This is a genomic window from Kitasatospora sp. McL0602 (assembly GCF_052076145.1).
Classification (GTDB): Bacteria; Actinomycetota; Actinomycetes; order Streptomycetales; family Streptomycetaceae; genus Kitasatospora.
In genome coordinates this window covers 2,285,247-2,309,364 of sequence record NZ_CP197246.1, presented here as the reverse complement: position 1 = coordinate 2,309,364, position 24,118 = coordinate 2,285,247, and the positions used below count along the sequence as shown (strand labels likewise).

At 71.2% G+C, this 24,118-nt stretch carries 16 protein-coding genes; 15 read left to right on the top strand and 1 reads right to left on the bottom strand.

Annotation, left to right across the window (positions count from 1 at the left end):
• Positions 1-30 precede the first annotated feature (30 nt).
• From ACR68M_RS10425 to ACR68M_RS10395, 7 genes are all read left to right on the top strand, one after another.
• Entirely contained in the window at positions 31-2,838 is a 2,808-nt protein-coding gene (locus ACR68M_RS10425) for a PKD domain-containing protein (RefSeq protein ID WP_441250163.1), read from the top strand.
• A gap of 130 nt (positions 2,839-2,968) precedes the next feature.
• Positions 2,969-5,500, top strand: a complete 2,532-nt coding sequence (locus ACR68M_RS10420; protein WP_441250162.1) for a right-handed parallel beta-helix repeat-containing protein — start codon at positions 2,969-2,971, stop codon at positions 5,498-5,500.
• 92 nt (positions 5,501-5,592) lie between these two features.
• Entirely contained in the window at positions 5,593-8,427 is a 2,835-nt protein-coding gene (locus ACR68M_RS10415; protein WP_441250161.1) for a PKD domain-containing protein, read from the top strand.
• A gap of 89 nt (positions 8,428-8,516) precedes the next feature.
• Positions 8,517-11,288, top strand: a complete 2,772-nt coding sequence (locus tag ACR68M_RS10410; protein ID WP_441250160.1) for a PKD domain-containing protein — start codon at positions 8,517-8,519, stop codon at positions 11,286-11,288.
• A gap of 80 nt (positions 11,289-11,368) precedes the next feature.
• Complete coding sequence (locus ACR68M_RS10405) at positions 11,369-12,229, top strand: methyltransferase domain-containing protein (protein WP_441250159.1); 861 nt, start codon at positions 11,369-11,371, stop codon at positions 12,227-12,229.
• A 177-nt stretch (positions 12,230-12,406) separates the two neighbouring features.
• Positions 12,407-13,198, top strand: a complete 792-nt coding sequence (locus tag ACR68M_RS10400) for a hypothetical protein (RefSeq protein WP_441250158.1) — start codon at positions 12,407-12,409, stop codon at positions 13,196-13,198.
• Positions 13,199-13,267: 69 nt separating this feature from the next.
• Positions 13,268-13,927, top strand: coding sequence for a trimeric intracellular cation channel family protein (locus ACR68M_RS10395; RefSeq protein ID WP_441250157.1), 660 nt, complete (start codon positions 13,268-13,270; stop codon positions 13,925-13,927).
• On the opposite strand, the gene ACR68M_RS10390 is transcribed toward ACR68M_RS10395, so the two are convergent.
• Positions 13,863-14,684, bottom strand: a complete 822-nt coding sequence (locus ACR68M_RS10390) for an IclR family transcriptional regulator (RefSeq protein ID WP_441250156.1) — start codon at positions 14,682-14,684, stop codon at positions 13,863-13,865. The genes ACR68M_RS10395 and ACR68M_RS10390 overlap by 65 nt on opposite strands.
• A gap of 111 nt (positions 14,685-14,795) precedes the next feature.
• Here ACR68M_RS10390 and ACR68M_RS10385 point away from each other — a divergent pair, with 111 nt between their 5' ends.
• The 8 genes from ACR68M_RS10385 to gatC all read left to right on the top strand — a co-directional run bounded on the left by ACR68M_RS10385 (position 14,796) and on the right by gatC (position 24,116).
• A complete protein-coding gene (locus tag ACR68M_RS10385) occupies positions 14,796-15,980 on the top strand; it encodes a cysteine desulfurase family protein (protein WP_441250155.1) in 1,185 nt (394 codons plus the stop codon).
• A gap of 40 nt (positions 15,981-16,020) precedes the next feature.
• Positions 16,021-17,157: a tRNA 2-thiouridine(34) synthase MnmA gene (gene mnmA, locus ACR68M_RS10380; RefSeq protein WP_441250154.1), complete on the top strand. Its 1,137-nt coding sequence runs from the start codon at positions 16,021-16,023 to the stop codon at positions 17,155-17,157.
• Between the two features lie 37 nt (positions 17,158-17,194).
• A complete protein-coding gene (locus ACR68M_RS10375) occupies positions 17,195-17,722 on the top strand; it encodes a TIGR00730 family Rossman fold protein (protein WP_441250153.1) in 528 nt (175 codons plus the stop codon).
• A 2-nt stretch (positions 17,723-17,724) separates the two neighbouring features.
• Positions 17,725-18,414 carry an SDR family oxidoreductase gene (locus tag ACR68M_RS10370; RefSeq protein ID WP_441250152.1) on the top strand — a complete coding sequence of 230 codons (690 nt, stop codon included), beginning with the start codon at positions 17,725-17,727 and terminating at the stop codon, positions 18,412-18,414.
• Between the two features lie 24 nt (positions 18,415-18,438).
• On the top strand, positions 18,439-19,449 hold the full coding sequence (locus ACR68M_RS10365) for a methionine synthase (RefSeq protein ID WP_441250151.1): 1,011 nt from the start codon (positions 18,439-18,441) through the stop codon (positions 19,447-19,449).
• Between the two features lie 63 nt (positions 19,450-19,512).
• Positions 19,513-21,765: an NAD-dependent DNA ligase LigA gene (gene ligA, locus ACR68M_RS10360; protein ID WP_441250150.1), complete on the top strand. Its 2,253-nt coding sequence runs from the start codon at positions 19,513-19,515 to the stop codon at positions 21,763-21,765.
• A gap of 305 nt (positions 21,766-22,070) precedes the next feature.
• On the top strand, positions 22,071-23,702 hold the full coding sequence (locus ACR68M_RS10355) for a putative bifunctional diguanylate cyclase/phosphodiesterase (protein ID WP_441250149.1): 1,632 nt from the start codon (positions 22,071-22,073) through the stop codon (positions 23,700-23,702).
• Positions 23,703-23,819: 117 nt separating this feature from the next.
• Entirely contained in the window at positions 23,820-24,116 is a 297-nt protein-coding gene (gene gatC / locus ACR68M_RS10350) for an Asp-tRNA(Asn)/Glu-tRNA(Gln) amidotransferase subunit GatC (RefSeq protein ID WP_035845952.1), read from the top strand.
• Positions 24,117-24,118 lie beyond the last annotated feature (2 nt).

Sequence of the window (24,118 nt, the reverse complement as noted above, 5' to 3'; positions counted from 1 at the left end):
CACCCACCCACAGTCTTCGGGGGAACTCCCTTGTCACACGCACGCCGCCGCCGCAACCTGGCCGCCGCTGTCGTCGTCGCCTCCACCGGTCTCGCCGGGGTCGGCTGGTCCCTGCCCGCCGTCGCCGCGACCGCCTCGACGCTGTACGTCGATTCGGGTTCGCACGCCTGCTCGGACACCGGGCCGGGCACCGAGGCACAGCCGTTCTGCACCATCCAGGCGGGCGCCGACGCCGCGAAGCCCGGCCAGACCGTGCTGGTCGGGACGGGCCACGGTGGCTACTCGGCGCCCGTACACCTCACCCACTCCGGTGAGCCGGGCAAGCCGATCGTCATCAAGGGCGTGCCCTCGGGCGACAGCCCCCGGGTGTTCGTCGGTCCCAGCTACGCCGGGGGCGGGTCCGTTCCAGCGCACATCTTCGAGCTGAGCCACGTCCACGATGTGACGCTGCAGAACTTCGCCACGGGGGCCTCGAGCCAGGAGGCCGTCCTGGTCTCGGATTCGGCACGGGTCGTCATCGACAGCGACGGCGTGAACGCGATATCGAAGTCCGGTTCGTCGCCAGCCGTCCGCCTCACCGGGACCACCAGCGACACAACGTTGAGCCGCAGCCGTATCGACGGTGGCGGGGGAGGCGGCTTGGTGGTCGACAAGGGTGTGAGCGGCACTGTCGTCACCACCAACCACATCTTCGGTTACATGGCCGACGCCGTCCGGGTGCAGGATGCGCCTGGCACCGTGATCACGAGCAACACGGTGACCGCTGTGGAAAGCGCCGTGATCGCGCTCGCCGGTGATTCGGGCAAGGCGACGGTCGAGAACAACCTCGTCGTCGCACGTGAGGACACCGGCACCCCCGGGCCCGCGATCGGGCTGTCCGTCTCGGCGGGCTCCGTCGCCGGGACGAAGGCGGACTACAACTCGTTCCACACCGACGGAGAGAGCTTGGCCTACTCGTGGAACAGCAAGCAGTATCAGCGGCAGCCGGACTTCACCGCCGCCACCACCCAAGGTGCCCATGACGTCCTCGGAATCCCGTCGGCCGACTCAGCGCCAGGCCCGGAGGCCGTCGTCGGCGTCACCGACGCGGCCGATTCCTCGGCTCCGGGTGAGCTGGACACGGACATCAACGGCCGCCCCCGGGCCGACGATCCGCAGGTGGCCGACACCGGCACCGGCTATTTCGACCGGGGTGCGGAGGAGCTCCAGGCCTACAGCGGGCTGGACGTACAGGTCGACAAGAACTTGGGCCCGTACCCGCTGAAGACCACGGCGTCGGCGACGGTCTCGCAGAACTGGCCGGGCACGACGACGTACACCTTCGACTTCGGTGACGGCAGTACGCCTGTCGTCTCCACCTCGCCGAAGGCCGAGCACACGTATCTGACCAAGGGCCAGTTCACGGTAACTGTGACCGCCCGGGGCACGAGTGCCGGCGCCGTCATCAGCACGCAGAGCGATGTCGTGACCGTCAACGAGCCCGGCGACCTGGTGCCCGATCTCAAGATCGGCCCGGCACCCAGGACGTACGACCTCGGCCTGCTCGCCTACTCTTTCGACTACGGCGGCTCCACCAGCCCGTACCGCCTCAACGGTTCAAGCGTTGACTACGGCGATGGCAACGAGGGGAACAGCGTCTGGATCGGTTCGGTGCGGTACCACGCCTACCAGCGTCCGGGTGACTACACGGTCACCCTGCGGCTCACCGACGAGGGTGGCAGGCTGGCGACCCTCACCAAGACGGTGCACGTGGCGTACGGTGCGCAGGGTTTCACCCCGGTCAAGCCGACCCGCCTGCTGGACACCCGGCTGCCGAACACCACCGGCATCACGCGCCTCGGCCCCGGTGAGTCGATCGACGTCCACATCCCGGGGAAGTCGGTCGGCCGGGAGTACCCCGACGCGGCTGTTCTGAACGTCACGGCGGTCAACGGCTCGCAGGGTGGATACCTGAGTGTCTATCCGAAGGGCACGCCTCGTCCGGCGACCTCGAACGTCAACTTCACGGCCGGTCAGGTCGTCCCGAACCTGGTCACCGTCCCGACCGGGATGAAGGACGACGTGACCATCTACAACTTCTCCGGCACCACGGATGTCGTGGTGGACTGGATGGGTACGTACCAGGTGGGCAGTGGTGACCGGTTCACTGCTCTGGCGCCGTCGCGGCTGCTCGACACCCGCCACACCGCTGCGCTCGGGCCGGATGCGACCACGTCCGTTCAGGTCCGGGGAGTCGGCGGGGTGCCGGCGGATGCGACGTCGGTGGTGCTGAACCTGACCAGTACGGATGCGGATGCGGGTGGCTACCTCACCGCCTATGCGAGTGGCACGGAGCGTCCGGGGACCAGCAACCTGAACTTCGCGGCGCGTCAGACGGTGGCGAACCAGGTGGTGGTGCCGATCGGTGCCGACGGCAAGGTCAGCATCTACAACAAGTTTGGCCACACCCAGGTCGTCGCGGACGTCTTCGGGTACTACAGCCCGACCGGCTCCTCCCTCTTCACCCCGGTTGCCCCGACGCGGCTGGTGGACACGCGGACGGCGGGTCAGCACGCGCTGGGCCAGGGCGGCACGCTGCCGGTCGCCACCCACGTCCCGGCGGGTGCGACGGGTGCCGTGCTCAACGTGACCAGCACCGCTTCGACGGCTGGCGGTTACCTGACGGTGTGGGCGGACGGCGCTGCGAAGCCCGGTACCTCCAACCTCAACTTCGCTGCCGGGAAGACGGTGCCGAACCACGTGACGACGCCGCTCGGAGCGAACGGCTCCTTCGATGTCTACAACTTCCTCGGCCAGACCCAGGTCGTCGCGGACCTCTTCGGCTACTTCACCAAGTAAGCCCCTCCTACTGCCGCCTCCCCAGCCGCTCGGGGAGGCGGCAACTTTTTTCTTATCTGCGTACAACCATCAGGCGGTGGTGCGGGTCAGACGTTCGAAAACCATCCGAGCCGTCACCCGGGGGCCCTGAATGCCATCGATCCACCGTCGTCGCCAGCTGGCCACCGCTGTCGTCGTCGCCTCCACCGGCCTTGTCGGTGCGGGGTGGGCGCTTCCTGCCGCCGCCGAGACCGGCTCGACGCTGTACGTCTCCAAGTCCGCCGCCTGCTCGGACACCGGGCCGGGCAGCCAGGCGCAGCCGTTCTGCACCATCCAGGCGGGCGCCGACGCCGCGAAGCCCGGCCAGACCGTGCTGGTCGAGCCGACCACCGGTGGCTACCCGGAATCGGTGCGCATCACCCACTCCGGCGAGCCGGGCAAGCCGATCGTCATCAGGGGCATCAGCGAGGACAAGACGGGCAAGCGTCCGGAGGTCCGCACGTACGGACCCGACTCGACCATCCCGTTCCGGCTGACCGGTGTCCACGACGTGACGGTGCAGAACTTCTACGTCATGGGGAGGACCGACGGTATCCAGGTCTCCGACTCCGCACGGGTCGTCCTCGACCGCAACGAGGCGTACTGGTCGGGGTGGGGCCTGTCGGGGGCGAACATCCACCTGACCGGCAGCACCAGGGACACCACGGTGAGCCGCAACCAGATCGAGGCCTCCGGCCTCGGTGGCATCGCCGTCGACAAGGGCGTGACCGGCACCGTCATCACCACCAATCTGGTGACCAGAAACGAGTATGCGGGGATCTGGGTGACGGACGCGCCCGGCACGGTCATCACGGGCAACTCCGTTGTCAGTAATTACGGTACGGGAATCCGGCTGGACGGGAACTCCGGCGGCGCGACGATCGAGAACAACGTCGTCGCCGGATCGGACGGCCCGTCGAGCTCGGCCCCCGGGACGCAGCCGCCGGACCCGTCGCTCGACGTCGAGCTCCGGGTGTCGGCCGGGTCCGTCGCCGGGACGAAGACCGACTACAACGTGCTCCACCCGGTCAGTACGGGTTCGGCCTACTCCTGGGGTGGCACGACCTACCAGCAGCCGGCCGCCTTCACCGCCGCGACCACCCAGGGAGCACACGATCTGCGGGAGGACCCGCCGTTCCCCGAGATGCCCTGGTCGGCCGCGGCCGATCCGACCGGCCCGTCCGGTCTCACCGACTCGGCGGACGCCTCGGCCCCGGGCGAGCTGGACACCGACCTGCACGGCAACCCGCGGGTCGACGACCCGAAGGCGCCCAACTCCGGTGGTGGCTACCACGACCGGGGTGCCGTCGAACTGCAGGCGTATGGCAGCCTCGACCTGAAGCTCGCCGTCGTCGGGGGGAGGGCGACGGCGACCGCGACGGCCGGGCAGTACTGGTCCGACACCACCACGTACACCTTCGACTTCGGCGACGGCAGCAAGCCGGTGGTCACCACCTCGCCGACCGCCGACCACGCCTACCGGGCTGCGGGCAGCTACACCGTCACCGTGACGGCGAACGGCACGGGTGCCAACAGCACCGCCCACACCACCTCCACCGCCACGGTCGCGGCCGCCGCCGCGATGGGCTTCGTCCCGACGACCCCGTACCGGGTGCTCGACACTCGGCCCGGTGCCGGCCACCCCGGTTCGCTGCGGCTCGGGCCGGGCGCGACGACCCGGGTGCACGTCTCCGGGCAGTCCGACGCCGTGGTGCTGAACGTGACCGCCGTCAACCCCTCCGCCGCCGGCTACCTGAGCGTCTACCCGGCGGGCGGCCCCCGTCCGGCGACCTCGAACGTCAACTTCGTGCCGGGGCAGACCGTGCCGAACCTGGTGACGACGTCGCTCGGCGGCAGTGACGAGGTGGAGATCTTCAACCACTCCGGCGACACCGACGTCGTCGTCGACGTGGTGGGCAGCTACCAGGCCGGGGCCGGTGACCGCTTCACCGCCCTCGCACCGTCCCGCCTCCTCGACACCCGGCGCGCCGGTGGCGCGGTCGGGCCGGAGAGCGTCACCCAGCTCCAGGTGCGGGGTGTCGGCGGTGTCCCGGCGGACGCCACGTCGGTGGTGCTCAACCTGACCAGCACGGACGGGGACGCGGGCGGTTACCTCGCCGTCTACCCCAGCGGCACCCGGTGGGCGGGCACGAGCAACCTGAACTTCGCGGCGCGTCAGACGGTGGCGAACCAGGTGGTGGTGCCGATCGGCGCGGACGGCAAGGTCAGCATCTACAACAAGTTCGGGCACACGCAGGTCGTCGCGGACGTCTTCGGGTACTACGGCCCGACCGGCACCTCGCTCTTCACCCCCGTCGCTCCGACCCGCCTGGTCGACACTCGTACGGCAGGTCACTCCGCGCTTGGCCAGGGCGGGACGCTGCGAGTCGCCAGCGGTGCTCCGGCTGGTGCGACGGGTGCGGTCCTGAACGTGACCAGTACGGCTGCCACGGCCGGTGGGTACCTGACGGTGTGGGCGGACGGTGCTGCGAAGCCGGGCACGTCGAACGTCAACTTCCTCGCGGGGAAGACGGTGCCGAACCATGTGACGACGCCGCTCGGGGCAAACGGGTCCTTCGACGTCTACAACTTCCTGGGTCAGACCCAGGTCGTCGCCGACCTCTTCGGATACTTCTCGAAGTAGTCGTACGAGCGTTTGGTATAGATACGGTTGGCGGGGCAGTGGCCCCGCCGATCTCAGCACTTCCTTGCCCTTGGGGGGCTCCCTTGTCATCCATGCGCCGCCGCCGTCAGGTTGCCGCCGCTCTCGTGGTCGCCTCCACCGGCTTGGTGAGCGCGGGCGTAGCCCCGCCCGCCGTCGCCGACTCCGCCGCGACCCTGTACGTGGACGGCAAGGGGAACGGCTGCTCCGACTCCGGCCCGGGTAGCCAGGCGCAGCCGTTCTGCACCATTCAGGCGGGTGCCGACGCAGCCCAGCCGGGCCAGACGGTGCTGGTCACGCTCGGCACCTACCCGGAACAGGTCACCGTCCACCACTCGGGAACGCCGGACAAGCCGATCACCATCAGGGCGGCGGGCCAGGTTCGTTCATCGGTGGGGGTACAGCCGGTGGACGCCCAGCCCGCGACCGCGCACGCCTTCGTCCTGGACCATGTGCACGATGTGACGGTGCAGCACTTCGGAGTCGCGACTTCCTCGGCGGAGGCCTTCCTGGTGAAGGACTCCTCGGGGATCACCCTCGACGGGAACGAGGTGATCCGGGCAGGCTTCGGCAGCTACAGCTCGCCCACCCATCCGCCGGCCGTCCCGAGCGGCAGCCCGGCCGTCCGGGTGACCGGCGCGAGTAGCGGTGTGGTGCTCAGCCGCAACCTCGTGGGCGGCGGGTACGGCGGTGGCATCGTGGTGGATCCCGGTGTGTCGGGCACGGTCATCAGCACCAACGCCGTGACCCACGCCGCCCACCTGGCCGGCATCAGCGTCACGGACGCCCCGCAGACGGTGATCACCAGTAACACGGTGATCTCCAACGGGGACGCGGGCATCGCCCTGGCGGGCAACTCCGACCACGCCGTGCTGGAGAACAACGTCGTCGGTTACTCCGATCGGTACGCGGCCCAGGCAGTCGAACTCTCGGTCTCGGCGGGCTCGGTGCCCGGCACCAAGGCCGACTACAACCTGCTCGGCCCGTCCGGTCCGGGCACGGCCTACCGCTGGGCGGGCACCTCCTACCAGCAGCCCGCCGACTTCATGGCGGCGACCGGCCAGGGTGCACATGACCTCCGGGAGAAGCTGGACACTCCGCTGGGGGAGGCGGCCAAATGCGTCAACTGCTCGGTCCAGCCGACCGCCGCCTTCGGCGCCACCGACTCCGCCGACGCCTCGGCGCCCGGCGAGCTGACCACCGACGTCTACGGCCACCGGCGGGTGGACGCCCCGGTGCGGGACAACTCCGGTACCGGGGTTGGCTACTACGACCGTGGCGCGGCCGAGCTGGAGGAGTACGCCGACAGGGTGAATCTTGACGCCTCCCCGGCCGTGGGTCCGTACCCGCTGCCGGTGACCGTCACGGCGAAGGCCACGCAGTACTGGCCGGGCGCCACCACCTACACCTACGACTTCGGCGACGGCAGCGATCCGCTGGTCACCACGGACGCCGAGGTGCAGCACGTCTACCGGTCGAAGGGGACGTACGGGGTCTCGGTCACCGTGCACGGCACGGACCCGGCCAACACCGCCTCCGGAAAGCTCTGGTCCTCGGTGGTCGTCGACGAGCCCGGTGACATCCGCCCGGACGTGAGGCTCGTGCCCGCGCCGGGGACCAGTAACGGCCCGCTGTCCTATTCCGTCGACATCAGTCACACCGTCAGCCCGTGGCCCATCAAATCCACGGTGTACGACTTCGGCGACGGCACGCCGAGTGGGGGTGGTTACGTCCACACCTACAGCCACCCCGGCGACTACACCGTGACCGCGACCATGACGGACACGATCGGCCGAACGGCCACCGCCCGGACGCAGGTCCACGCCGCGTACGGCCCGCTGGGCTTCACCCCAGTGATGCCGACCCGCCTGTACGACACCCGGACGCCGGACTACTACGGAATCCACCACCTCGGCCCCGGCCAGTCGATAGACGTGTACATCCCGAGCGCGCCAGGGCATCCGTACCCGGCAGCGGCGGTGCTCAACGTGACGGCGGTCAGCCCGTCGCAGGGCGGGTACCTGAGCGTCTACCCGGCGGGGTCGCCGCGGCCCTCGACGTCGAACGTGAACTTCACGGCGGGGCAGACGGTGCCCAACCTGGTCACCGTCCCGGTCGGCGAGTCGGACAGGGTCACCGTCTACAACTTCTCGGGCACCACGGACGTGGTGGTCGACCTGATGGGCGTCTACGAGTCGGGCGGGGGAGCCAGGTTCACGGCGCTGGCGCCGTCGCGGCTGCTGGACACCCGGCAGAGCACGGCGGTCGGGCCGGACGCGAGCACGTCCGTGCAGGTGCGGGGAGTCGGCGGGGTGCCGGCCGACGCGACGTCGGTGGTGCTGAACGTGACCAGCACGGGTTCGGACGCGGGTGGTTACCTCACGGCGTACGCGAGTGGCACGGAACGCCCGGGGACGTCGAACCTGAACTTCACGGCCGGGCAGACGGTGGCCAACCAGGTCGTCGTCCCGATCGGCGCCGACGGCAAGGTGTCGGTCTACAACAAGTTCGGGCACACGCACGTGGTGGCGGATGTCTTCGGCTACTACGGCCCGTCGGGGGCGTCGTTGTTCACGCCGGTCTCCCCGACGCGGCTGGTGGACACTCGTACGCCGGGCCGGCACGCGCTGGGCCAGGGTGGGACGCTGCCGGTCGCCAGCGGCGCTCCGGTCGGTGCTACGGGTGCGGTCCTGAACGTGACCAGTACGGCTTCGACGGCTGGTGGTTACCTGACGGTGTGGGCGGACGGCGCTGCCAAGCCCGGCACGTCGAACCTCAACTTCCTCGCCGGGAAGACCGTCCCGAACCACGTCACGACACCGCTCGGAGCGAACGGCTCCTTCGACGTCTACAACTTCCTGGGCCAGACCCAGGTCGTCGCCGACCTCTTCGGATACTTCACCAAGTAAGCCCCTTTCTGGATGCAGGCGTACAACCTTCGGGCGGTGGTGCGGGTCAGACGTTTGGAAACCATCCGAGCCGTCACCCGGGGACCTGTATGTCATCGATCCGTCGTCGCCGTCAGCTGGCCATCGCTGTCGTCCTTGCCTCCACCGGCCTCGCGGGGGGTGGCTGGACGTTGCCCGCGGTCGCGGAGACCACCTCGACGCTGTACGTCTCGGGGGACAAGGCCGTCTGCTCCGACTCCGGAGCGGGGACCGAGGCCCGGCCGTTCTGCACCGTCCAGGCGGGGGCCGACGCTGCCGAGCCCGGTCAGACGGTGCTGGTCGACGCGGCTTACCGCTACACGGAATCGGTGCACATCACCCACTCCGGTGAGCCGGGCAAGCCCGTCACCCTCAAGGGACGGCCTGCGAAGTACCACCCCCGCGTGGCGATCGGACCCAACGACTACAACCGGAACGTCTTCGTGCTGAGCAACGTCCACGATGTGACGCTGCAGGGCTTCGTCGTGGACGGGACCACCAAGGAGGCTGTTCTCGTCGCGGACTCGGCGCGGGTGGTCCTCGACGGCGACGACCTGCAGGGGGTGAACGAGTTCCTCGGCACCCCGGCAGCTGTGTCCGTCCGTCTCACTGGAGCCACCGAGGACACGGTGGTGAGCCACAGCCAGCTCGGAGGCCCTTTCCACGGCAGCAGTCTCGTGGTCGAGAAAGGCGTGACCGGCACGGTCGTCACCACGAACAACATGCTCAGTGGGACGGCCGAGAGCATCCGGGTGACGGACGCGCCCGGCACGGTGATCACGGGCAACACGCTGGCCGGAGTGGATGCCCCCGCGATCGCGCTGAACGGAGATTCGGCCGGGGCGACGATCGAGAACAACGTCGTCAGCCTGCAGAAGAGGACATATGGCAACAATTCGAGTGTCGTCGGGCTGTCCGTCTCGGCCGGTTCCGTGGCCGGGACGAAGGCCGACTACAACCTGTTCAGCATCGACGGCGGTAGCCCGGCCTACTCCTGGGACGGCACGGCTTACCGCGAGCAGCGTGATTTCACCGCCGCGAGCGCTCAGGGTGCCCACGACATCGTCGGAGACTGGTCGCAACCGGGCTTGATGTCCGGCGCGATCGACTCGGCCGACGCGTCGGCGCCTGGAGAGTCGGACACCGACCTCGACGGCCGTCCCCGGGTCGACGACCCGCAGGCGCCCAACACCGGCGGCGGCTTCCACGACCGTGGCGCGACCGAGCTCCAGGCGTACAGCAGCGTGTCGGTGAGCGTGAACATCAATCAGGGGGCGTTCCCGCTGCCCGTGACGGCGACTGCCAAGGCTGTCCAGAACTGGCCCGGCAGCACCACGTACAGCTTCGACTTCGGCGACGGCTCCGCCCCGGTCGTCACCAGCTCGCCCACAGTCCAGCACGTCTACCGGACCGAGGGTTCCCGCCCGATCTCGGTGACGGCCACCGAAGCGAGCTCCCACAGCAGTGTCACCTCGGGCCCGGATGCCTGGGTCTTCGTCAACGACCCGAGCGATCTCGTGCCCGCCTTGGCGATCACCCCCGACCGCCGGTACGAGGAGGGGCCGTTCGGCTACCGGTACGACTTCGCGGGCACCACCAGCCCGTCGCACATCGACGGGTACGAGATCGACTTCGGTGACGGCTCCCCGAAGGCGGCCGGAGTCTCCGGCCGTCACGTCTACGGGCGGTCGGGTGACTACACGGTCACCGCCAGGGTCTTCGACCAGGGCGGCCGGACGGTGACCGTCACCCGGCAGTTGCACGTCGCCTACTCCGCGCTCGGCTTCGCCCCGATCACGCCGACCCGGGTGCTCGACACCCGGCAGCCCGGGAGCAGGCGCCTGGGCCCCGGCGAGTCCGTCGACGTCTTCGTACCCACCGCCGCGAGCGTCAAGGTGCGCCCGGACGCGGCCGTCCTGAACGTCACCGCCGTCAACCCGTCCCAGGGCGGCTACCTGAGCGTCTACCCGGCCGGCAGCCCCCGCCCGGCGACCTCGAACGTCAATTTCACGGCCGGGCAGGTCGTCCCGAACCTGGTGACCGTCCCGACGGGCGCGAACGGCAAGGTGACGGTCTACAACTTCTCCGGCACCACCGATGTTGTGGTCGACGTGATGGGCTCCTACCTGCCGGGTAGTGGTGACCGGTTCACTGCTCTGGCGCCGTCGCGGCTGTTCGACACCCGCCACACCACGGCTCTGGGCCCGGATGCGACTACGTCGGTCCAGGTGCGGGGTGTCAACGGCGTGCCGGCGGACGCGACGGCCGCGGTGCTCAACCTGACCAGCACGGATGCGGACGCGGGCGGGTACCTCACCGCCTTTGCGAGTGGCACCACCCGCCCGGGGACGTCCAACCTGAACTTCGGTGTCCGTCAGACGGTGGCGAACCAGGTGGTCGTGCCGATCGGCGCGGACGGCAAGGTCAGCATCTACAACAAGTTCGGGCACACGCAGGTCGTCGCGGACGTCTTCGGGTACTACAGCCCGACCGGTTCTTCGCTGTTCACCCCGGTCTCGCCGACGCGGCTGGTGGACACGCGGACGGCGGGTCAGCACGCGCTGGGCCAGGGCGGGACGCTGCCGGTCGCGAGCGGCGCCCCGGCGGGTGCGACGGGCGCGGTGCTCAATGTGACCAGCACCGCTTCGACCGCTGGCGGTTACCTGACGGTGTGGGCGGACGGCGCTGCCAAGCCCGGCACGTCCAACCTCAACTTCCTCGCCGGGAAGACGGTCCCGAACCACGTCACGACGCCGCTCGGGGCGAACGGGTCCTTCGACGTCTACAACTTCCTGGGCCAGACCCAGGTCGTCGCGGACCTCTTCGGGTACTTCTCGAAGTAGGAGGGCCGAGCGCCGCCGTGCCATAGTGGCGGCGGCGCGGCCGGGCTACGGATCACGTGGAACGGCGCAGGAGTAGAGACATGAGCGGGACGGATTTCGCGGAGTTCGAGCGCAGCGGATGGGCGCGGCGCAGCGGGACGTACGACGACGGGTTCGGCGCGATGACGGCCCGGCTGCACGAGCGGCTGCTCGATGCGGCGGGTGTGACGCGCGGGACGCGGGTGCTGGAGGTCGGCTGCGGGACGGGCCGGCTGGGGGCGGCGGCGTTGGCGCGGGGGGCCGTGGTGACGGCCACCGACGCGGTGCAGCAGATGGTGGAGGTCGCGGCCGAGGCGTTGCCGGGGGCCCGGGTGCTGCGGGCGGAGCTGCCGGGGCTGCCGTTCGGGGTGGGGGAGTTCGACGCGGTGGTGGGTGCGTTCGTGATCAACCACGTGCCGGACCCGGCTGCAGCGGTGGCCGAGCTGTGCGAGGCCGTCCGTCCGGGCGGTCGGGTGGTGCTGTCCTGCTGGGACACGCTGGCCGGGAACCGCGCGCAGGGCGTGTTCTTCGACGCGGTACGTGCCGTCGGCGTGACCCCGCCGGCTGATCTGCCCGGCAGCTCGCCGTTTGCCCGGTACGCCGCTCCGGCGGACTTCGCCGCGCTGCTGGAGGAGGCCGGGCTGCGGGAGGTGCAGGTCGAGCCGGTCGGCTGGACGCACCGGGTCGACCCGGCCCGCTGGTGGCAGGACGTGCTCGGCGGCACCGTGCTGACTTCCTCGCTGATCGAGGGTCAGGACGCCCCGACCGTCGAGAAGATCCGCGCGGCGTACGACGACCTGGTCGGGACGTACCGGGACGGGGACGAAGTCGCCCTCCCGGTGGCGGCTCTGCTCGCGTTGGGCACCCGGGTCGTGGCGGGCGAGGATGCGGTGGAGCACGTGACCAACCAAGAACCCCGGTAGAGAACTCTTCCCACCTACCCTCCCGTTTCAACCCGTCACTCCTACGGGTGACTTGGGCGCGCTGACGGGTCGGATGCCGGTACGCTCGCCGCCAGCACCCCAGAAACGAAGTCGGCCCCCGGCGGGACTCGCAATCCCGGCCGGGGGCCTAACACCTAGGAAGACGAAACCTTCCCGATGACTGTTGCCAAGTCTAACGCGCCCACGTCCGGCGTGCTCCACGTTCGGACCCGGCTCACCGCCAACTTCACCGTCATCTCCAACCGGCTCGCGCAGCTCGCCGGGAGCGCCGTCACGGTGGGAGTCGCGGTGTACATCCTCTCGCTGCCCGACGGCGCGCCCGTGAGCATCCGGGCCCTCTGCGGGCACTTCAGCGAGGGCGAGATCCTCATCGCGAGGGCCCTCAACGAGCTTGAGGCGGCCGGTTTTCTGGAGCGCCGCCGCGAGCGCGGCGCCGACGGCTGCATCCGCACCCGCACGCTCGCCCACGACGTGCCGCCCACCGGCGAGCCGCGCGTCCCCCGGCCCCGGCCCCGGCCCCGGCTGCCGAAGACGGCGGCCGAGGAGCCCCCAGCGCCTGCCCCGGCCGCCGACCCGCAGGCCGCCGCCGTCCTGGGCTCGCTCCGGCTCCGTGACCCGCGCCTGCTGCTCTCCGAGCAGGAGATCGGCCAACTCGCCCCCGCCGTACGGGAATGGCTCGACCGTGGCGTCGAACCGCAGCAGATCGCCGACACGCTGGCCGTCGGCCTGCCCGCCCGCATCATGCGGCGGGCCTCCCGTCTGCTGGCGTACCGCCTGGCAGCCCTGCGCCCGCCTGCCGCCCCAGGCCCGTCCGGCCCGCCCAGAGCGGTGCTCCCGCTCCAGACCTGCGACGGCTGCGAGCGCGCCTTCCGCGCCCCGGAGCCGTCCCTCTGCCACGACTGCCGTGACTGCGGTGACTGCCACGAGCTCACCGCCGCGGCCGCCTGACGGCGCGCGGCCGGGCCCGGTCCGGGCGCCGATTCGTTGGATGACCGATTTGCGGTGGAAACTGACCGGGTGACCTCGCAGATCTTCTCGCCCGGGGTCCAGCAGACGCTGGACCTGATCGGTATTTTCGTCTTCGCCCTGTCGGGCGGCCTGATGGCCGTGCGCAAGAACATGGACATCTTCGGCATCTGTGTGCTGGCCGAGGTGACTGCGCTGGGCGGCGGGGTGATGCGGGATCTGGTGATCGGGGCGACGCCGGTGGTGGCCTTCACCAACATGGGGTACTTCTCGACGCCGCTGCTCGCGGGGCTGGTGGTCTACTTCCTGCACCCGGAGGTGGAGCGGATCAACCGCGCGGTGCAGACGCTGGACGCGATGGGGCTCGGGCTGTTCTGCGTCACCGGCACGGCCAAGGCGCACGACTACGGCCTCGGCTCGGTGGCCTCCGTCGCCTGCGGGATGCTCACGGCGGCGGGGGGCGGTGTCATCCGTGACGTCCTGGCGCACGAGAGCCCCTCGCTGCTGCGCTGGGACCGCGAGATCTACGCCGTGCCCGCGCTGGTCGGCGCGACCCTCGTCACGGTGCTGATCGCCGAACGGCACCTGGACGCCTGGACGGGCACGCTCGCGGCGGCGGCGGCCTTCGGGATGCGGATGCTGGCGCTCAAGTACGGTTGGCGCGCGCCACGTGCTTGGCACCGCAACGGTTCTCGCACCAGCGAGGAGTAGGCGACCCGCCGTACGCGAGCGAGATCGCCTCGACGGTGCAGAGCAGCTCGGGCAGCAGCCGGCTCAGCTCGGTGAGCGGGGCGAGCTGCACGGGGGCGGAGATCGAGCAGGCCGCGATGGCGGTGCCGTCGGTGCCGACGATCGGGGCGGCGATGCAGTTGACGTTCTCCTGGTACTCGGCCTGGTCGGCGGCCCAGCCGTGCCGCCGGACGCCGACCAGCTCGGCCTGGAACTGTTCGGCGGAGCGGATGCTGTTGCGCGTTCGGGCAGCGAAATCCTGCCCGGCGAGAAAGACCGTCAGCTGATCCTCCGGCAGGTCGGCGAGCAGCACCTTGCCGACCGCCGTGGCCACGGCGGGCACCCGGCGCCCGATCCGCCCGACCGGGTCGGGCCAGGCCCCGGGCCGGTCCGGGTAGCGGCCGTCCACCTTGTCCAGGTAGAGCACCTCGTCGCCCTCCAGTACCGCGAGCTGCACGGCGTGGCCGTACCGCTCGTTGAGCGAGGCCAGGTAGGGCGCGGCGACCTGGCGTACGTCGATGCTCTCCAGGGCCTGCTGGGCCAGCGAGAAGAGCCGCCCGCCGAGTTGGTAGCGGTGGTCGGGGCGGCGCTGGACGAAGCCGTGCTCCTGGAGGGTGCGCAGCAGCCGAAGGGCCGTGGACTTGTGCACGCCGACCCGGGCGGCGGCCTGCTCCAACGAGGTGGGGCCGTCCCCGAGGGAGGCCAGGATGGTGAGTGCCCGGTCGACCGACTGCGACATCGTGTCCGTCCCCTCCACGCCCCGCCCAGTGAGGCAGGAGGCTAACGGCGCGTTTGTGGTGGGTGCAATGGCCAAATCGTGACCCTGGCGGCGCCTACACTAGGAGCCGCCATGCCATATCTGGATCACGCCGCCACCACTCCGATGCTGCCCGAGGCGATCGCCGCCATGAGTGCGCACCTCGGGGTCGTAGGCAACGCCTCCTCGCTGCACGCGGCCGGGCGCCGGGCGCGCCGGGTGGTGGAGGAGGCCCGGGAGTCGCTGGCGCAGTCGATGGGGGCCCGCCCGAGCGAGATCGTGCTCACCGCCGGTGGCACCGAGTCGGACAACCTCGCGGTCAAGGGCCTCTACTGGGCCCGCCGGGACGCCGACCAGGCCCGCCGCCGGGTGCTGTGCAGCCCCGTCGAGCACCACGCGGTGCTGGACGCGGTGCACTGGCTGGCCGAGCACGAGGGCGCGTTGGTCGAGTACCTGCCCGTCGACGAGTACGGCAGGGTGCACCCCGAGGCGCTGCGGGAGGCCGTCGAGCGTGACCCGGCGACCGTCGCGCTGATCACCGTGATGTGGGCCAACAACGAGGTCGGCACCATCCAGCCGATCACCGAACTCTCAGCAGTGGCACGGGAGTTCGGCATCCCGATGCACGCCGACGCGGTGCAGGCGCTCGGCCAGGCCGAGGTCTCCTTCGCCGACTCCGGCCTGGACGCGCTGACCGTCACCGGCCACAAGATCGGCGGCCCGTACGGGATCGGCGCCCTGCTGCTGGCCCGCAGCGCGACGCCCGTCCCGCTGCTGCACGGCGGTGGCCAGGAGCGCGACGTCCGCTCCGGCACCCTCGACGTGCCCGCCGCCGCCGGCTTCGCCGCCGCAGCGGCGCTCGCCGTCGAGCGCCGGGTCGGGCACGCGGCCGAGCTCGGCGCCCTGCGCGACGAGCTCGTCGCCGAGGTGATCGCCGCCGTCCCCGACGCCCAGCTCAACGGCGACCCGTCGACGGGCGGACGGCTGGCCGCCAACGCGCACTTCTCCTTCCCCGGCTGCGAGGGCGACGCCCTGCTGATGCTGCTCGACGCCCAGGGCATCGAGTGCTCCACCGGCTCCGCGTGCTCTGCGGGGGTGCCGCAGCCCAGCCACGTCCTGCTCGCGATGGGCGCCGACCCGCTGCTGGCCCGCGCCTCGCTCCGCTTCTCGCTCGGCCACACCTCCACCCGCAGCGACGTCGACGCCCTGGCGAAGGCGATCGGGCCCGCCGTCCAGCGCGCCCGCAACGCCGGCCTGGCCGCGGCCGCCCGCCGGTAGTCCCTGGGAGATATCAGCCTCACGTAGGCTGGTCGGCATCATGACTGAATTCCCCGGTGCCCCGACCGCCGCAAGCAACGGCCGCCTGCGAGTGCTGGCCGCGATGTCCGGCGGGGTGGACTCCGCCGTTGCCGCCGCCCGTGCCGCCGAGGCGGGGCACGAGGTGACCGGTGTGCACCTCGCGCTGTCGTCGAACCCGCAGTCGTTCCGGACGGGCGCCCGGGGCTGTTGCACGATCGAGGACTCCCGGGACGCCCGCCGGGCGGCCGACGTGATCGGCATCCCGTTCTACGTGTGGGACCTGGCCGAGCGCTTCCGCGAGGACGTGATCGACGACTTCGTCGCGGAGTACGCGGCGGGCCGCACCCCGAACCCCTGCCTGCGCTGCAACGAGAAGATCAAGTTCGCCGCGCTGCTGGACAAGGCGATCGCGCTGGGCTTCGACGCGGTCTGCACCGGCCACTACGCCCGGATCGTCGATCTCCCCACCGGTGAGCGGCAGTTGCACCGCGCGGTGGACGCCGCCAAGGACCAGTCGTACGTGCTCGGCGTGCTCGACGCCGACCAGCTCGCGCACTCGCTCTTCCCGCTCGGCGACACCACCAAGGACGTCATCCGCGAGGAGGCCGAGCGCCGCGGCCTGGCCGTCGCGAAGAAGCCCGACAGTCACGACATCTGCTTCATCGCCGACGGCGACACCCAGGGCTTCCTGGCCAAGCACCTGGGTACCGCGACCGGTGACATCGTCGACGCCGACGGCACCAAGCTCGGCGAGCACGACGGTGCGTACGGCTTCACCATCGGCCAGCGCAAGGGCCTGCGGATCGGCCGCCCGGCGGCCGACGGCAAGCCGCGCTATGTGCTCGACATCTCGCCGGTGGACAACACCGTCACGGTCGGCCCGGCCGAGGGCCTCGACGTGCTGGCGCTCACCGCGATCCGCCCCCGCTGGTGCGGCACCACGCCCCCGGCGGACGGCGCGTACACCGCGCAGCTGCGCGCCCACGGCGAGGAGGTGCCCGTCACCGCCGCCGTGCTCGACGGCGAGCTGCACGTGCGCCTCGCCACCCCGGCCCGTGGCATCGCCCCCGGTCAGGCCGTGGTGCTGTACGAGGGCACCCGGGTGGTCGGCTCGGCGACCATCGCCACTACCGAGCGGCGCCCGGTAATCGCGTAGGGCCTGCGGCCGGTGCCGTGGTAGATCTTTGGGCACTATGAACATCACCGTCTTCTGTTCCGCGTACTCGCTCGACGAGCGGTACACCGCACCGGCCGCCGACTTCGCCCGCCTGCTCGGCGAGCGCGGCCACACCCTGGTCTGGGGCGGCTCGCACGCCGGGCTGATGGGCCTGCTCGCCGACGGCGTCAAGGACGCGGGCGGGCGGCTGGTCGGGATATCGGTCGAGATGCTCGCCCACAAGACGTACGAGGGCGCCGACGAGCTGGTCATGACCAAGGACCTGGCCGAGCGCAAGGCGCAGCTGCTGGCCCGCGCGGACGCCGTCGTGGTCCTGGTCGGCGGGCTCGGGACGCTCGACGAGGTCACCGAGGTGCTGGAGCTGAAGAAGCACGCGCTGCACGACAAGCCGGTCGTGGTGCTCGACACCGAGGGCTTCTACGCCGGTCTGCGGACGCAGCTGGAGCGGATGGACGCGGAGGGCTTCCTGCCCCGGCCGCTGACCGAACTGATCACCTTCGCGGCCACCCCGGCGGAGGCCCTCGACCACCTCCAGGAGAACTGACCATGGGCACCCACCTGATCACCGGCGCCGGTTCGGGCATCGGCGCGGCCGTCGCCGAGCGGCTGGCCGAGCGCGGCGAGGACCTCTGGCTGCTGGCCCGCAACGCCGGCCGGGCGGCCGCGCTGCGCGAGCGCTTCCCCGCTGCCCGCACCCTGATCGGCGACCTCGCCGACCCGGCGAAGCTCTCCTGGGCGCTCGGGCACCAGGAGCAGCCCGTCGGGCTGGACTCGGTGCTGCACATCGCCGGGGTCGTCCAGCTCGGCGAGATCGGCGACCTCCCGGTCAAGGCCTGGCACGAGCAGCTGAACGCGAACCTCGTCGCCCCCGCCGAGCTGACCCGCCTGATGCTCCCGTCGATCCGCCTGAACCGGGGCCACGTGGTCTTCGTCAACTCCGGCGCCGGTCTGAACGCCCACGCGACCTGGGGCGCGTACGCGGCGAGCAAGTTCGGCCTGCGCGCGCTCGCCGACTCGCTGCGGCTGGAGGAGCACGGCAACGGCGTCCGGGTCACCACCGTCTACCCGGGCCGGACCGCCACCGCGATGCAGGTGAAGGTGCACCAGCAGGAGGGCAAGGAGTACGACCCGACCCGCTGGATCGACCCGGCCTCCGTCGCCACCGCCGTCATCACCGCCCTCGACCTCCCGCGCGACGCCGAGATCACCGACATCACCGTCCGCCCGGGGCACTGACGGGAGCCCGATAGGCTCGGCCGAGTGACTACTGAACACCCCTTCCCCGAGCTGGCCGGCGCCGCGACCGGCGTCGGTTCGCTGCCCGGTACGGACGCCCGTGAGGCCGCGAAGACGGCGGTCGGCGCGCTGGAGCTGCTGCCGCACCTGCCGGAGCTGCCTGCCCGGGGCCCGGGGGCCGACATGATCGGCCGGGGCGCCGGGCTGCTGGTCGAGCTGTTCGCGCAGGTCGAGCCCAGCGGCTGGCGCTTCGCCGACCGGCCGGGCCGGGACACGAAGCGGGCGCACTCCTGGCTCGGCGAGGACCTGGACGCGCTGGAGGAGTTCACCCAGGGGTACCAGGGTGCGCTGAAGGTCCAGGCCGTCGGGCCGTGGACGCTGGCCGCCTCGATCGAGCTGCGGAACGGCGAGAAGGCGGTCAAGGACCCGGGCGCCTGCCGCTCGATCGCCGAGTCCCTCACCGAGGGGCTGGCCCGGCACCTCGACGACCTGCGCCGCCGGGTGCCCGGCGCGCAGCTCGTCCTCCAGCTGGACGAGCCCTCGCTCCCGGCCGTGCTGGCCGGGCAGTTGAAGAGCGCCAGTGGCTTCTCCCGGCTGCGCCCGGTGGACCGTCAGGTCGCCGAGGAGGTGCTGCGCGGGGTGGTCACCAAGGCCGGTGTGCCGGTGGTGGTGCACTGCTGCGCGCCGGGTGTGCCGATCCCGCTGCTGCGCCGGGCGGGTGTCGCCGGGGTCTCGCTGGACTTCCAACTCCTCACGGAGCGTGACGACGACGACCTCGGTGAGGCGATCGAGGCCGGCACCCGCATCCTGGCCGGTGTGGTGCCCTCGACCGACGAAGGATTGTCGGACCCTGCCGGTAGTGTCCATGGTGTCAGGACGTTGTGGCGCAGGTTGGGGCTCTCCCCGGAGCTGCTGGGCAGCCGCGTGCTGGTGACGCCGACCTGCGGTCTGGCGGGGGCGAGCCCCGCGTACGCCCGCAAGGCGTTGTCACTCAGCGCACAGGCGGCCCGGAGTCTGGTGGACAACCCGGAGTAGCCACGACCCGGAGTAGTGGAGGACGCGTTGTCGGTCGAGGGCTGGGGAGAGATTCCGGCGGAGGTGCGCAGACGGCACGCCGAGCTGGCGGCGGAGCTGGAGGAGCACCGCGCCCGGTACTACGAGCAGGACGCACCGATCGTCAGTGACGCCGAGTTCGACGTGCTGATGCGCGAGTTGGAGGCGATCGAGGCCGGGCACCCGGCCCTGGTCACGCCCGACTCGCCCACCCAGAAGGTCGGCGGTGGCGCCGCCGAGGGCTTCGCCAAGGTCGAGCACCGCGAGCGGCTGCTGAGCCTGGACAACGCGATGGACGACGAGGAGCTCGCCGCCTGGGCCGAGCGCGTCGCCAAGGAGCTCGACGGGCTGGAGTACCACTACCTCTGCGAGTTGAAGGTGGACGGCCTGGCCGTCAACCTCACCTACGAGCACGGCCGCCTGGTGCTGGCGGCCACCCGTGGCACCGGCCGGGTGGGGGAGGACATCACCGCCAACGTCCGCACCATTAAGGAGATCCCGCACCAGCTCAAGGGTGACAACATCCCCGAGCTGGTCGAGATCCGCGGCGAGGTCTACCTCCCCACCGAGGCGTTCGCCGAGCTGAACGCCTCCTTCGCGGCCGAGAACGACCGCCGCCGCGCCGAGAACGAGGAGCGTGCGAAGGAGGGCCGGCGCCCGCACGCGCTGGTGAAGCTGTTCGCCAACCCGCGCAACGCCGCCGCCGGTTCGCTCCGGATGAAGGACCCACTGGTCACCGCCTCGCGCCCGCTGCACATGGTGGTGCACGGCATCGGCGCCCGGGTCGGCTTCGAGATCGACTGCCAGTCGCACGCGTACCAGCTGCTGCACGACTGGGGCCTGCCCACCGCCCGGCACAACCGGGTGGTCGGCAGCCTGGACGAGGTCCGTGCGTTCATCAAGCAGTTCGGCGAGCAGCGGCACTCCGTCGAGCACGAGATCGACGGCGTGGTCGTCAAGGTCGACGAGATCCCGCTCCAGGGCCGCCTCGGCGCGACCTCCAAGTCGCCGCGCTGGGCGATCGCCTGGAAGTACCCGCCGGAGGAGGTCAACGCCAAGCTGGCCCGCATCCAGGTCGGCATCGGCCGCACCGGCCGGGCCACGCCGTTCGCGGTGCTGGCCGAGCCGGTGAAGGTGGCCGGCTCGATGGTCCAGTACGCGACGCTGCACAACCAGCAGATCGTCAAGGCCAAGGGCGTGCTGCTGGGCGACACGGTGGTGCTCCGCAAGGCGGGCGACGTCATCCCAGAGATCCTCGGCCCGGTCGAGGACTTGCGGGACGGCACCGAGACCGAGTTCGTGATGCCGACGCACTGCCACGAGTGCGGCACCGAGCTGCGCCCGATGTCCGAGGGCGACATCGACGTGCGCTGCCCCAACGCCCAGTACTGCCCGGCCCAGGTGCGCGAGCGGGTCGCGTACCTCGGCGGCCGGGAGTCCCTCGACATCGACGGCCTGGGGTACGTCGCGGCGACGGCGCTGACCCAGCCGCTGGAGCCGGCCGATCCGCCGGTCAAGAACGAGGGCGACATCTTCGGTCTGACGCTGGAGCAGTTGCTGCCCATCAAGGTCGTGGTGCGCGACCAGAAGTCGGGCATGCCGAAGCTGGACGACCGGACGGGCGAGGAGAAGACCGTCACGTTCTTCGCCAATCTCAAGGGCGAGCCGAAGAAGACGGCCGGTCTGCTGCTGGAGAACCTGGACAAGGCCAAGGACCGTCCGCTGTGGCGTTATGTCAACGGTCTCTCCATCCGGCACGTCGGCCCGGTCGCCGCGCAGGCGCTGGCCCGGGAGTTCCGCGACCTGGACCGGATCTTCGCGGCCACCGAGGAGGAGCTGGCGTCGGCCGAGGGCGTCGGCCCGACGATCGCCCGCTCGATCAAGGAGTGGTACGAGGAGGAGTGGCACCGGGAGATCCTCGACAAGTGGCGCGCGGCGGGCGTCCGCTTCGTGGAGGAGGCGGCCGAGGAGGCGGGTGACCGCCCACTGGAGGGTCTCACCGTCGTGGTCACCGGCACGCTCGCCGGGCACACCCGGGACGGCGCCAAGGAGGCCCTGACCTCGCGCGGAGCGAAGGTGACGGGTTCGGTGTCGAAGAAGACCGACTTCGTGGTCGCCGGTGACAACCCCGGGTCCAAGTACGACAAGGCTGTACAACTCGGCCTGGCCGTCCTCGACGACGCGGGCTTCACCGTCCTGCTGGAGCAGGGCCCGGAGGCCGCCCGCGCCGCGCTGGGGCTCGCGGAGCCCGTCGAGCCGGAGAGCCCGGCGGAGGCTGGGGCGCCGGAGAAGTCCTGAGACTCGTTACCTTCCTGATGCCGCGTCATCAGGGTCCGGTCGGGAATAAGCGGGCATTCTGTCACTGTGCGGCCGCGATTTCACGGATGTTCCGTCGGTGCGGCGCTCATGGTTGTCCGAAAGTCCGCCCTCCCGGCGGACACCGGCTTACCCTTGAGCGCAACAGCGTGTCAGCAAGGGTGATCGGTACCGGTCTTGTTCGTCCGGGTCCGTAGGGGACACCCGTCACTGGCGCCCGTCGGCACCATCGAGGTGCCGCACCGAAAGGCGGCCTGACGGGGCGGGCCCGACGGAGGACAGGGCATATGGATCGTTCGACCGGCGGCGCGCCCACACGCCCGCCGCAGGGGGTGGCGGGTGCGGTCCTGCTGCTCGGCGTGCTGCTGGCCGGCGCCGCGCCGCTCATCCCGTTGGCCGTCCTGGTCTACCGGCACGAGCCCGAGCTGCTGCCGCTCTTCGCGGTGCCGCTGGCCGTCCTGGTCGCCGCCTGGCGGATCGCCCGGGACCGCGCCCGTGACCAGCTCACCGACCCGCTCACCGACCTGCCGAATCGTCACGCCTTGCTGCTGGCGGCCCAGGAGGCGATCGCGGACAACGAGGAGGACGAGGAGTACAGCGTCGGGCTGATCCTGCTCGACCTCGACCGGTTCCGGTCACTCAACGACGCGCTCGGGCACACCGCGGGCGACAGGCTGCTGGTGCACATCTCCCGCCGCCTGCACCGGGCGCTGCGCTCCGGCACCCACAACCCGGCCCTCAGCGACCCGGACGACGTGTTAGCGGGGCTGCCCGACGCCCACGGGCGGCCGGTGGTCGCCCGGATGGGCGGCGACGAGTTCGCCGTCCTGCTGCCCGGCGTCGGCTGCCCCGACACGCTGGAGCGCGTCGCCAAGGCACTGATCGCCGAGCTCGCCGCACCGATCCGGCTCGACGGCCTGCTGCTCGTCCTGGAGGCCAGCGCGGGCGTCTGCGTCTACCCCCGGCACGCCCAGGACGCCGAGGCACTGATCCGGCGCGCCGACGTCGCGATGGGCCACGCCCAGCGCCGCCGCAGCGGCGTCGAGCAGTACGACGAGGCCCGCGACATCGACACGCCGTACCGGATCGGCCTGCTCGGCGACCTCCGGCGGGCCCTGGAGACCGGCGAGGTGCAGCTGCACTACCAGCCGAAGGTCGCCTTCGACGGCCGGGTGGTCGGCCTGGAGGCCCTGCTCCGCTGGGAGCGCCCCGGCCGTGGCCGGGTCGGCCCGGACGAGTTCATCGGCCTCGCCGAGTCCAGCGGCCTGATGCCCCGGCTGACCGACTACGTCCTGGAGGCGGCCGTCGGCCAGCTCTCCGCCTGGCGCCGCCAGGGCCTCGAAGTCCAGGTCGCCGTCAACGTCTCCCCGCGCGACGTGCTCAACCCCGGCTTCGCCGGCCGGGTCGCCGACCACCTCGCCCGGCACGGCGTGCCCGCGCACGCGCTCCAGCTGGAGATCACCGAACGCCTGCTGCTGGACGACTCCCGGCTCGCCGCCGACACCCTCGCCGAGCTGCGGCGCAGCGGCGTCGGCATGTCCCTGGACGACTTCGGCACCGGCCACTCCTCGCTCGTCCGGCTGCGCAGCCTGCCGGTCGGCGAGCTCAAGATCGACCGCTCCTTCGTCTCCCGTATGGTCGCCGACCACCACGACGCCGCCGTCGTCCGCTGCTCCGTCGAACTCGCCCACTCGCTCGGCCTCACCGTCGTCGCGGAGGGCGTGGAGGACGACGAGACCTGGGAGCGGCTGCACAGCATGGGCGTCGACGCGGTGCAGGGCTGGCTGGTCTCGGCGGCCCTCCCCGCGGACCAGGCCACCGCCTGGCTGATGGTGCACCGGACCGCCGCCCCCACCGTCGAGTGGCTGACGCCGCGCCCGGCCCTGCCCCCGGCCCAGGCACCCGGCGCAACCGGCTAGCCCCCGTTGTGGTTTCCGTAAGCGGTCCAGGTGCCCCATAGGATGGTCCCCTAGACCATGAGAACGCCGGGCGCGCAGGTGCCCGGACTCACCAGAACTCACCTTGAGGATCGCTGCATGCCTGGCATCACGCGCGAGGAGGTCGCCCACCTCGCCCGGCTGTCGCGTCTTGAGTTGCAGGCCGAAGAGCTGGACCACTTCGCCGAGCAGCTCGACGTGATCATCGGCGCGGTCGCCCGCGTTTCCGAGGTCGCCGGACAGGACGTCCCGCCGACCTCCCACCCGCTGCCGCTGACCAACGTCATGCGCGCGGACGAGGTGCGGCCCTCGCTGACCCCGGAGCAGGCCCTGGCCGGTGCCCCGGCCGCCGAGGAGCAGCGTTTCCGCGTCCCGCAGATCCTCGGGGAGGACTAACA

Excerpts from the sequence above, each read along its gene's own strand:
- ACR68M_RS10375 (WP_441250153.1), top strand. The coding sequence starts at position 17,195 with ATGAACATCACCGTCTTCTGTTCCGCGTACTCGCTCGACGAGCGGTAC.
- ACR68M_RS10355 (WP_441250149.1), top strand. The coding sequence starts at position 22,071 with ATGGATCGTTCGACCGGCGGCGCGCCCACACGCCCGCCGCAGGGGGTG.
- ACR68M_RS10385 (WP_441250155.1), top strand. The coding sequence starts at position 14,796 with ATGCCATATCTGGATCACGCCGCCACCACTCCGATGCTGCCCGAGGCG.
- mnmA (WP_441250154.1), top strand. The coding sequence starts at position 16,021 with ATGACTGAATTCCCCGGTGCCCCGACCGCCGCAAGCAACGGCCGCCTG.
- ACR68M_RS10410 (WP_441250160.1), top strand. The coding sequence starts at position 8,517 with ATGTCATCGATCCGTCGTCGCCGTCAGCTGGCCATCGCTGTCGTCCTT.
- ACR68M_RS10400 (WP_441250158.1), top strand. The coding sequence starts at position 12,407 with ATGACTGTTGCCAAGTCTAACGCGCCCACGTCCGGCGTGCTCCACGTT.
- ACR68M_RS10415 (WP_441250161.1), top strand. The coding sequence starts at position 5,593 with ATGCGCCGCCGCCGTCAGGTTGCCGCCGCTCTCGTGGTCGCCTCCACC.
- ACR68M_RS10405 (WP_441250159.1), top strand. The coding sequence starts at position 11,369 with ATGAGCGGGACGGATTTCGCGGAGTTCGAGCGCAGCGGATGGGCGCGG.
- ACR68M_RS10390 (WP_441250156.1), bottom strand. The coding sequence starts at position 14,684 with ATGTCGCAGTCGGTCGACCGGGCACTCACCATCCTGGCCTCCCTCGGG.
- ACR68M_RS10420 (WP_441250162.1), top strand. The coding sequence starts at position 2,969 with ATGCCATCGATCCACCGTCGTCGCCAGCTGGCCACCGCTGTCGTCGTC.
- ACR68M_RS10370 (WP_441250152.1), top strand. The coding sequence starts at position 17,725 with ATGGGCACCCACCTGATCACCGGCGCCGGTTCGGGCATCGGCGCGGCC.
- gatC (WP_035845952.1), top strand. The coding sequence starts at position 23,820 with ATGCCTGGCATCACGCGCGAGGAGGTCGCCCACCTCGCCCGGCTGTCG.